Here is an 11,306-nt window from a genome sequence, read left to right on the forward strand (position 1 = left end):
TGCCTATTGATTTTTTCTATTTTGAAGATTTTAGATGGCCGTTTTTTGGTAAAATAATAAGACAAAAACAATGGATTGGTTGACCAAAAATGACATGGCTTAAAAGACGCAGCTCTTTCATTGAAGAAGAATTGTTGCACAACAATTGATGCAAAAGAGCAAAGATTGTTTTTCACAACAAAACACCTTTCGTCAATGAAAGATCTGTGATGAACATAGGGCTTTATTCCCCACGATCCGCCAAGCCGTTTTCTATGTTGAAGGAAAGAGTACCACTCCCTCTTGCTTCTGACCGTCCATCAAAATACGCAATGGGGCATCAAACCGAACATGGCGAACATAAGTGGTTTCTTCGACAGCTGGCATGGCATCCAAAAGATCTTGCCTGAACAAGCCACTGCCACCCACCTCATCAATCGTAAAATAGCCCACACCAAAACTGGTGAGGTTTTGGAAGAAGTGCGTCCCTTGACTTGGGTCGATACGGTAGTTGTTTAATGTCGTCTCGACAATAACCTTTGCACCGCTAATTTGTGGCCACTTTACTGGAATGCCCAACCAAGGGTCGCTCGACCCCCAGCGCCCAGGACCTATCAACACATAGCCTTGACCACGAGATAAGAACTGCTCATTGAGCTTTTCTATCTCCCCTACAATCACAGGATTATTCTTCGCTGTGAAAGAAGCGTTGGTTTTTACATAAACAACATCACAAACATCGTCCATGATGCCATGCCCTAACGAGTTGTGCGAACGCAACAGACACCGTTCATCGGCAATGGCGACAATATCCTCATCGAGCATTTGCTTGGAATCGACAATGGGACGGATTTGCAATAAGTAAAACTCCCCTGTCCTATCGGCATTGATATCACAGGCAAACTCTATTTCTACGGGGCACCGCATGCTCTCCGCACCATAGTTCATCGCCATTTGCATGATGGGTGCCAAAGGGAACACATCGTGTTGCAGCACATTGCAGAAAGATATCACCTTGCGCCCTCCGTCGTACAGTCCATCCCTCATTATCTGATTGTATGGGTCGTAAGTAGACGCAATGTATTGCAGGGAGCCATCTGTCTCGGCTGACTTGACACCTAACTTGAGGATATTGAAACCATCGTCTACCTGGAAATCCTGTCCCACGTGAGCCGTGTCGAGGGCATAGAATTGCGTTTGTGTCTCGCGCAACGCCTTTTCCAGTTCACTGGTTTGCAAGACATGATGAGGATGATAAGGAGACACACGCAAAGTTTGACCGCCATCTACGATGTACTTGCCCAATCCCAATGCCAAAGAGGCAATGCCCTCCTCGGCCTTTTCGTTGCCAATGGGATAATAATTCAGTGAGCGTAGCACCCCACTTATCTTGGGATAAAAGTGCGTGCCATACTGCTTGCCCACCACTTCTTGCAGGATGACCGCCATTTTTTCTTGATCGATAAGGTTGCGGGTAGCTGTCATGTAAGCCTTGGAATCATGATAGAACACCGATGCATACACGCCCTTGATGGCACAGGCCAACATTTGGAGCATCAACTGCTTGTCATCAAGCGAAGGAATCATGTAAGTGGAATAGATTCCAGCAAAAGGTTGATAATGCGAGTCTTCTAACAAAGAACTGGAACGAATGGCGATCGGACTCTTGGTGGCATCGAAAAACGTGATAAAGTCGTCGCGCAGACGCTCTGGCAACTTGGCTTTCAAGAAGCTGTGCAGTATCTCTTCGTCTGTCGCATCGCTCAAAGCAACGTCATAAAGATTGTTCTCGTCCATGAATTGGTCGAACAAATCTGTACAAAGCACCAGCGTTTTTGGGATTTGCACTTTCACTCCTTCGTACTGATTAAAGTCGGGATGCATCTTGATGATATGGTCTAAGAAAGCAAGGCCGCGCCCTTTTCCGCCCAACGAGCCTTCACCAATACGCGCAAAATGGGCATATTGGTCGAATTTCAATCGGTCGAACACCGCTACCACGCCAATGTTCTTCATCTTGCGATATTGCACAATGGCATCGAAGATGATTTGCCGATGCGCTTGCAAATCTTGCAACTTGTCCCAAGTGATGTTTTTAAGAAACTCGGAGATGGGAAATATTGAGCGTGCGCTAAGCCAACGACTCATGTGATTGCGCGAGACATGGAAGCGAAACGAATCATCTGGTATCTTAAAAATGTTGTCTTGCAGCTCCTTGAGCGAATGCACGCGCATGATTTCCTGACGGGTGTGCGGGTCTCTAAAGATGAAATCACCAAAGCCCATGTGCTCTTCAAAGATATGACGGAGGTCTATTCCCATCATCTTCGAGTTCTTGTCGACAAAGCGGAAGCCCTCCCTTTCGGTCTTTTCCCGATTGCTTGACTCCGAACTTTCCACCACTAAAGGCAGATAAGGGTTGCGCTTGCGAATCTCACGCAACAGTTTTAAGCCCGCTTCGGGGTCTTTCACTCCGCCTTTAGGATAACGGGCATCGCTGATAACGCCTAATATATTGTCCGCAAAACGATTGTAATAATCCATCGCTTCCTCATAGGTTCGTGCCAAAACTACCTTTGGACGACCGCGCATGCGCAACGTAGCAGCATGTCGATTCAATGCCTCAAAGGACAAATGCTTGTTCTGCACCAATATGTAACTGTACAGATTGGGCAGTATAGAACTGTAAAAGCGAATGCTGTCCTCCACCAGCAATATCATTTGTACGCCCCCTTCGGTGATATCGTGTTCCAAGTTCATCTTGTCTTCCATCAGCTTGATGATGGACATAATGAGATTTGTGTTGCCCAACCAACAAAAGACATAATCGAAAATGCTCAGGTCTTCGTTCTCCATCCTACGGGTAATGCCGTGCGAAAAAGGCGTGAGAACGATGCAATGAATATCAGGAAAGGCGTCTTTAATATTGCGTGCCACGGTAAAAGCGTCATCGTCAGCGGTTCCTGGCATACATATCACCAGGTCTATCGGCGTGGACTGAAGAATGCGGGTCGCCTCTTCCGTGGTGCTCACCTGTGTAAAGGTGGGCGGATAGCGTAAACCCAATTCCATATATTCGTTGAAAATTTTCTCCTCTACTCTGCCGTCATCTTCCAACATGAAGGCATCATAGGGGTTGGCAACGATTAAGACATTATAAATACGTCTCATCATGAGGTTGACAAAAGTCACATCCTTCAATAAGAAATTACGCCATTGAGAAGGCACAGAATCGCTCATAAATGTTTTTTCAAGAAGTAAGAACTAACCAAATGAAAGAGGTTTCCAAAATACAGGTCCGTCTTTGATTGGACAATATCGACACGACAAATGTAGAAAAAACAAAGTATATTCACAAATATCCAACGAACTTTCATCTTTCCCTCGTAAAGATATATAATAAGGTGTAAGTTCATGAGTTTTCACATTTATAAACATTGAAATTAGAATTTATCCTTATATATTTGGTGGTTATTTATAAAAAAACTATATTTGCCACGTCTTGGATAATATCCGTGACAAGTATAACCAACTAATTAAATAAATTCTACTATGGAAATTGACAAAATCATGCAAGACCTGGAGAAAAAACATCCAGGCGAATCCGAGTATTTACAAGCTGTCAAAGAGGTGCTTATATCCGTAAAGGACGTGTACAACGAGCATCCTGAATTTGAAAAAGCAAAAATTATAGAGCGCATTGTTGAGCCAGAGCGCATCATTATGTTCCGTGTACCATGGGTAGACGACCAAGGAGAAGTACATGTTAACATTGGTTACCGCGTACAATTCAACGGCGCTATTGGCCCGTACAAAGGCGGATTGCGTTTCCACCCATCTGTGAACTTATCTATTATGAAGTTCTTGGGCTTTGAACAAACCTTCAAAAACGCATTGACTACATTGCCTATGGGTGGTGCCAAAGGTGGTTCCGACTTCTCTATTCGTGGAAGAAGTGATGCAGAAGTAATGAGATTCTGCCAATCTTTCATGTCTGAACTTTACAAATATATCGGCCCGAGCACTGACGTTCCTGCTGGTGATATTGGTGTTGGCGGACGTGAAATTGGTTATTTGTTTGGCCAGTACAAGAAGTTAGTAGGTCGCTGGGAAGGCGTTCTTACAGGTAAAGGCTTGCAATATGGTGGTTCACGCATTCGTCCAGAGGCAACAGGTTTTGGCGCATTGTACTTTGTGAACCAAATGTTGCAGACACGCAATATTGACATCAAGGGCAAGACCGTAGCTATCAGTGGTTTCGGTAACGTAGCATGGGGTGCTGCTCTCAAAGCTACAGAATTGGGCGGAAAGGTGATTACTATTAGTGGTCCTGACGGTTACATCTACGATCCAAATGGCATTAGTGGCGAAAAGATTGCTTATATGCTCGAATTACGTGCCAGCGGTAATGACGTTTGCAAACCATACGCAGATAAATTCAAAGGCTCTGAATTCCATGAAGGCAAGAAACCATGGGAGCAAAAAGCCGACATTTACTTGACATGTGCTACTCAAAACGAATTGGACGGTGAAGATGCAGACAAGATCTTAGCTCACAAACCTCTCTGTGTTGCAGAAGTAAGTAACATGGGATGTACCGCTGAGGCTGTTGATAAGTTTGTTGCAGCTCAACAACTCTTTGCACCAGGTAAAGCTGTCAATGCTGGTGGTGTTGCTACCTCTGGTTTGGAGATGACTCAAAACTCTATCCGACTCACTTGGAGCGAGGCAGAAGTAGACGAGAAGTTGCACTACATCATGCACTCTATCCACGAACAGTGCGTGAAGTATGGCACAGAGTCTAATGGATATATCAATTATGTCAAGGGAGCTAACGTTGCTGGCTTCATGAAAGTGGCACAAGCAATGTTGGAACAAGGCATAGTATAAACTAAAATACATCATAGTGATATTTCACAAAAAAAGTATTTTATTGTTAAATATAATGGTAAGCTTTACCTTTCTGATGGCTCAAACCCAGAAAGGTAAAGCTACTTTTTATTCTAAGCGTTCCACAGGAGCACGTACAGCCAGTGGGGAAAGAGTTCACCATGATAGCATGACGTGCGCTCATCGCACGCATCCGTTTGGAACATTATTAAGAGTTACAAATCCAAGTAACAAGAAAAACGTCATTGTCAGAGTAACGGATCGTGGTCCACACGTAAAGGGTAGAATCATAGACTTGTCCTATAGGGCTGCAAAAGAAATAGGTATTATAGGGAAAGGGGTTGCCATGGTCACCGTGGAGCGTATAGATTCTGCTGATATTATCCACATACCATACCGCTCAAAAGAAAAACGGGAGTTACCTGAACTTGAGTTTGACATCACCAGCGGTGAAGATAATTTTATTGATGCATGGACCCGACAACAGTCTATCAATGCAAGTAAAACAAAATTACAGCTGACAAAACAGCGAAAGCAATCTGCCACAGAAGATAAAAAGAAGCAAAAGCAACCGTCTAACACGAAGACAAAAAAGAAATAATGACCAGCTTTCACGGCAATAGAACATTATTTTCAATTATTTTCTGTACCTTTGCCGCGTTCTTTTAAATAGAAAATATGAGCAACAACTTATTATCAGGAAAGAGAGGTATCGTATTTGGTGCCCTCAACGAACAGTCAATTGCGTGGAAAGTGGCTGAGAGAGCCGTGGAAGAAGGTGCGAAGATTACGCTTTCAAACACGCCTGTGGCAGTGAGAATGGGTACGGTAAGTGCATTATCTGAAAAACTTCATTGCGAAGTAATACCCGCAGATGCCACCAATGTAGAAGACTTAGAGAATGTGTTCAAGCAGTCCGTGGAGATTCTGGGAGGTAAAATAGATTTTGTATTGCACTCTATTGGTATGTCACCCAACGTTCGTAAGCATCGTACTTACGACGATTTGGATTATAAGATGCTGGACACGACATTGGACGTGTCAGCCGTTTCATTCCATAAAATGATACAGTGCGCCAAGAAACTTGATGCCATTAACGAATATGGATCTATTGTCGCCCTCACTTATGTAGCTGCACAACGTACTTTCTATGGCTACAATGACATGGCAGATGCCAAGGCTTTGTTGGAAAGTATCGCGCGTAGCTTTGGCTATATCTACGGACGAGAGAAGCATGTACGTATCAACACCATCTCACAATCGCCTACTCTCACCACCGCAGGACAAGGCATAAAAGGTATGGATAAGCTCTTCGATTTTGCTAACCGCATGTCTCCACTGGGCAATGCCTCTGCTGATGAATGCGCCAACTATTGCATCGTGATGTTTTCTGACCTCACTAAGAAGGTCACCATGCAGAACCTTTATCACGATGGTGGTTTCTCTAACGTGGGTATGAGCCTGCGCGCCATGGCTACTTACGAGAAAGGATTAGATGAATATAAAGACGAAAACGGAAAAATTATCTACGGATAAACACGTCATAACAATCAATTATAAGGGCGACGCTACCGATGTAACGTCGCCCCTTTTTATTTCTTCAGCTGAAAGAGCAATCTACCAACGGTCCAAAAACCGTTTACTTGCCTTGATAAGTACCCATGAAAAAGATGGTACCCGTACTATGTTCAACAATGGCATACATGAAAGGACGGTTGGCATGGAACATAATAGGACGAGAAGGGGGTGTAGCTGCATCAAGCGTCTCAACCACCGTGACGGCTGCTGCCTTTGAGCCATCCTCATCAACCTCAATCTTTGCCTTCTGCAAAACCTTGGAAACGAAAGCTTTTGCCACTGACATTTTTGTCAAATCGGCCTTTCCACGGTCGAACATTATATTCATTCCTAACAACTTCAACACGTCGTTCAACTCACGAGTGTATGCAGATGTGAAGCGTGGAAGCTTCAAATCAACCTTACTGCTATACGTGTTCTTCAGGTTGTCTTTCCACTTTTTGGCATCCATGGTCTGCAACAAGCTCGACAAATCCTTTCCCTCACGAGGCAAAAGCACCACCATTTCGTACGATCCATTGCCGTAAGGAAGCACCACGGTCTGATAATTGTCGTTCTCAGCAGCAAAGAATCGCTCTTTCTGATGCATCATCTTCACCGACAACTTTTTGCCATCCGCCAGCGTAAACGATTCTTGCTGCGTACGCTTTTTATCAAACTTGTGATACCAAATACCTTTGAAATACAACGCATTGAGTAGATAGGTAACCGCATCTGGATGGACACGATCCAACAATTGCGGCACCATACCGTGCGTTTGTTCACTCGCCCACTGGTTGATAAACGACAAAGTGGCCGGCGAACTAAAGTCTTGATTGGTTACAAGCGCTTGATATTGCTTTTCAACCACATTCTTAAAGTCTGGCTTCAGAGGTTTATTTTCATTCGCAACCACAGCATTCGCCATGGAAACCTTGGTAGACTTGTCCAATTTTGGCGATTCTATCATGAGCTGATGGCAAAGAGAATTGATGTCTTGCACCTTGCCTGAACGGAACTCAAGACCCTCCAAGATTTCTTTCTGCGTATCTCCTACCGCTCCATTGGCAAGCATGCCGAGTGCATAGGTCACGCTCAGCGGCGAGACGAACACGTCTTCCTGCTCACCTTTCGACACCTCTTTGAAGAACTTCCAAGCAAACTCATTGCTGTTTTCTACTTGCGCTTGCTGCGCTGCTGTTAGTTTCACGGTTCCCGGATTATACTTAATGTTTGGTGCAACAGGTTCATCTTCACTACACGATGTCAGCATGCCAATTGATAAACAACATACACCGATTAAAGGAAAAAAATGTTTTATCATATCTATTTTGTTTTAGTTATCTACTCATAGAATGACGAAAACAATGAAATCTTGCACCGATTTACAATTTATTTTTATTTTTTATCCCAACAGCTGCTTGACTTGAGGCATTGCAGAAGTACGTTCGTAGATATGCAAACCAAACACTGGCGCCATAGTGTACGCCCATTCCATGATTTCAGCCAAGTTATGTTCGTAGACAATCCATTCCTTGTTGCTCAAGAAGAAGTAAAACTCGATGGGCAACCCTGTGTTCGTAGCCTCTAACTGGCGCACCATACAAGTGAGTTCTGTATTCACTTCGGGCGATTGTTTGAGCCAGTTTTCCATATACTTGCGATACAAGCCCAAGTTTGTAAGGTCGCCTTTCAATTCCTGCGTCGTCAGAAATCCCTTCTCCTGACACATATCCTTCAGCTCCTGCGATGCTGGTTTGATGGACAGGAAGTCGAAATAAACCAGTCGCTTCACACGTCTTCCTCCACTTTCCTGCATGCCTTTCCAGTTTTGGAACGACCCATCGACCAACGTCTTGGGCGACACCGTCACAATAGTGTTGTCAAAATTCTGCACCTTTACCGTGGTAAGCGTCATCTCCATCACCTCACCATCCACGGTTGTCGACGGCACTGTAATCCAGTCACCACGCCGAATCATGTCGTTACTGGTAAGACGTATGCCCGCTACCAGACCCTCGATGGTGTCCTTAAACACCAACATCAGCACGGCAGAGGTAGCACCCAGTCCGGCAAACAGCTTCATTGGACTCTTGTCTATCACCAATGCAACCACCACGATGACACCGATGAAGATGGCAACAATCTTCAATACACCGCAGAACGATTGCATATATTGCTGTCTACTCGAACTTTCTGTTGTCTCAAGATGACGAAAAGAATTGATAATGGCAATCGCCAATTGCACCGAAGCTACGGTGATGTAGATGCTGGTGAGCCGATTGAGCATTTCTTGAACAAACGGTGCTTCATAGAACACCAACGGCAAGAGTTTGTAAATGACTATCGCAGGAACGATAGCACAAACTTTGAGCAGCACATCGCGGTTGAACAGCACATCGTCCCACGTGGCTTTAGTTCGTGCCGTGAGCCTATTGATGATTGGAATCAACAGTTTCTTGGCAACAATATAACTGAGCCAAGAAAAGAAAATCGCTGCCAACGACAGCGACACATACCGCACTACGGGCACTGCCACACCTGTAATTCCACACATCTGTATCAATTTCTCTACGACAATGCGTACTTGCTCCATTGTTTCTGTTATATCCCACATGATTTTATTGTTTATTCATGAATAATGATCGTTAGTTATCTCTCAAGGCAAACACAAAGCTTCACATACTTTGTCCTGAAACCTATGGGCATTCTTTCCGTGCATCACCCCCTGATTGATAATGGCAAAGCACAACAGATGCCCGTTTGGAGCCTGACAATAACCTGCCAAACTACTCACTCCTGTCACCGTTCCTGTCTTTGCCCACACCTTGCCACGGGTATCCGCATCCCTCATTCGGTCGCTCAACGTCCCATCTACTCCTGCCACAGGAAGTGTTGGTAGCAAGTGGTTATAAATACGAGGCTGGCGATGCGCATATTTCAAGAATTCTATTAACAATTCTGCGCTCAGGTAATTGTATAACGAAAGTCCGCTACCATCAGCAATTTTATAAGTCGAAGGATTTAAGCCCACCTTTTTTATCAACCGTTTGACGACATTGCTTGCATCTTTCGCTGTCCTTCTTTGTTGGCGTTCTCCCCCTGGCAACTGATAGAACAAAGCCTCCGCACATAGGTTGTCACTCTTTTTCACCATAGGCAGTAACACCTGATCGATAGAATGTGTTCGCAAGCAAAGACGTTGCGCATTCGCAGGACATGAGCCTGTAGTACTAAAAGCCTCTACTTGTATGCCTGAGTCTCGCAACCTACGCTCAAGCTCTGCCATGAAATGGTCTTTACGGCGATACAGTAGGGGCGACAACACGGGGTTGTCATCATCCCAACACCAACCTTCGCCCAACAAGTTAAGGTCCTTCATGCCCTTGTCTGCATACAGTGTACCACGAATGGTGTCAATACCAAGTTCCTGCACGCAGGTTGCAAAGGCTTGCATATCCTCTTTATCGAACAAAGGGTCAAAGCCTCCAACACAATAGATATCACCTTTCAGCGTCCGATTTTCAATGCTTCCTGTATAATAAAGCTCCGTTTTAAGCTCATAATCACCTCCCAACTGATCCAAGGCTGCAATGGCTGTTATGAGTTTCATCGTACTGGCAGGTCGCAAATGTTGCCGCTCATGGTACTTATAAAGCACACTGTCGGCTGTTAGGTCATATACCGCTAAACCTAATTGCGAGGTTTCAAGCAACTTGCTTTGCAACAATTGCTCCAACCTTGTCTGCACTTTCTGTTGCCAAGTAATGGTTGGCGCAACAACAGATGCCGTATCCACTGGCACTGATATCAGTGTCAACGAATCTGGGGCTGTTATCTGATGTATTATTTCTGTTTGTGCTGGAGCAGGCTGCCATAAGCCCAAGACTGCCAAACACAGTAAATTCTTAATTATCTTCATGAATGTTTATGTGCAAAAGACGCATCCTCTGCTTGCTGTCGCTTCATCAATTCGTCCATAAAAGCCTGCTCTTGTTGTGGCTGAACGGCAATCAACCTATCTGCACCATACTTAATGAGTAGGTAATGCGAAAGCCCAAAATTGTTTCGCATAGGTACACATTTCACGACATCACATAAAGCAACTTGTTGCTTTGTCGAAAAACGACCTCTATTGATGAGCAAAAATTCCATTTCTTCATCCCTATCAAAGGGTTTGATACGTATAAAGGTGTAGGTGGTATGTAATATACGCTCTATCATTCCAACAATAACAATGACAACAAAGAGTCCCAGTAAGGCCTGTTTTATCCAAAACAAATAAATGACCAACAGGGAAAACAGCACTAATCCACACAGGGAACCCAAAGTTAATCGATGATGAAATGTGCGTTGCGACATATCTTGTTACGGTTTTATAGTACTCATCTTGCTACTACCTGCTGCGCTCAAAAGCGATGATACAAGGTTGAATCAACGAAGTCAAGCAGAATAAATGGAGAGTTATTTGTTGCAAATTTACAAAATTATTTATGGTTGAGTGCTTCTTGTTGGTACTTTATGATACTTTCACAAACATAGATTTTTATTCATGGTACGCATTTTGGTTCAAATCATAAAGAAAAACGCCATTCAACGACAACGATAATTGTCAAAAAAAATGGCTGTTTTTTAACACTTCTGAATTCCTCATTCCAGCAAAAAATAGACGTTTGTAAACTCGAAAAACAACGATAATTGGTGTGTGAAACATGGGTTTTAGTGATAACTCAATGGGTTAAGCCCGCTATCTACAACGAATAAGCGGCTTATTTGCACGCTTTAAGGGTGCAATCTCCATGGGTTAACAGCCAAAATAATGCAGAAAAAGAACATTAAAATACGGAGAAATTCACCAAACAAACTGACTTACAAGCAAT

8 protein-coding genes are annotated in these 11,306 nt (G+C 44.0%); 3 read left to right on the plus strand and 5 right to left on the minus strand.

From position 1 onward, the window contains the following. Window positions 1–252: 252 nt before the first annotated feature. Complete coding sequence (locus HMPREF9304_RS04015) at window positions 253–3,219, minus strand: PEP/pyruvate-binding domain-containing protein (RefSeq protein WP_036926685.1); 2,967 nt, start codon at window positions 3,217–3,219, stop codon at window positions 253–255. Window positions 3,220–3,531: 312 nt separating this feature from the next. Here HMPREF9304_RS04015 and gdhA point away from each other — a divergent pair, with 312 nt between their 5' ends. From gdhA to HMPREF9304_RS04030, 3 genes are all read left to right on the plus strand, one after another. Continuing rightward, window positions 3,532–4,869, plus strand: a complete 1,338-nt coding sequence (gene gdhA, locus HMPREF9304_RS04020) for an NADP-specific glutamate dehydrogenase (protein WP_036926686.1) — start codon at window positions 3,532–3,534, stop codon at window positions 4,867–4,869. A 76-nt stretch (window positions 4,870–4,945) separates the two neighbouring features. Beyond that, a complete protein-coding gene (locus tag HMPREF9304_RS04025) occupies window positions 4,946–5,470 on the plus strand; it encodes a septal ring lytic transglycosylase RlpA family protein (protein WP_231564462.1) in 525 nt (174 codons plus the stop codon). 77 nt (window positions 5,471–5,547) lie between these two features. Then, the gene (locus tag HMPREF9304_RS04030) at window positions 5,548–6,405 is read left to right on the plus strand and encodes an enoyl-ACP reductase FabI (protein ID WP_036926687.1); all 858 of its coding nucleotides are present in this window, start codon (window positions 5,548–5,550) and stop codon (window positions 6,403–6,405) included. Window positions 6,406–6,508: 103 nt separating this feature from the next. Here the strand turns inward: HMPREF9304_RS04030 and HMPREF9304_RS04035 are convergent, their stop codons facing one another. From HMPREF9304_RS04035 to HMPREF9304_RS04050, 4 genes are all read right to left on the minus strand, one after another. Continuing rightward, entirely contained in the window at window positions 6,509–7,750 is a 1,242-nt protein-coding gene (locus tag HMPREF9304_RS04035; protein WP_036926689.1) for a serpin family protein, read from the minus strand. An 81-nt stretch (window positions 7,751–7,831) separates the two neighbouring features. Further along, window positions 7,832–9,043 carry a mechanosensitive ion channel family protein gene (locus tag HMPREF9304_RS04040; RefSeq protein ID WP_036926690.1) on the minus strand — a complete coding sequence of 404 codons (1,212 nt, stop codon included), beginning with the start codon at window positions 9,041–9,043 and terminating at the stop codon, window positions 7,832–7,834. A 42-nt stretch (window positions 9,044–9,085) separates the two neighbouring features. Beyond that, complete coding sequence (gene dacB, locus HMPREF9304_RS04045) at window positions 9,086–10,348, minus strand: D-alanyl-D-alanine carboxypeptidase/D-alanyl-D-alanine endopeptidase (protein ID WP_036926691.1); 1,263 nt, start codon at window positions 10,346–10,348, stop codon at window positions 9,086–9,088. Next, a complete protein-coding gene (locus tag HMPREF9304_RS04050) occupies window positions 10,345–10,788 on the minus strand; it encodes a PH domain-containing protein (protein ID WP_036926692.1) in 444 nt (147 codons plus the stop codon). Before HMPREF9304_RS04050 ends, dacB begins: the two co-directional genes overlap by 4 nt. Window positions 10,789–11,306: the final 518 nt, after the last annotated feature.

This window comes from Hoylesella timonensis S9-PR14 (assembly GCF_000762405.1).
Classification (GTDB): domain Bacteria; phylum Bacteroidota; class Bacteroidia; order Bacteroidales; family Bacteroidaceae; genus Prevotella; species Prevotella timonensis_A.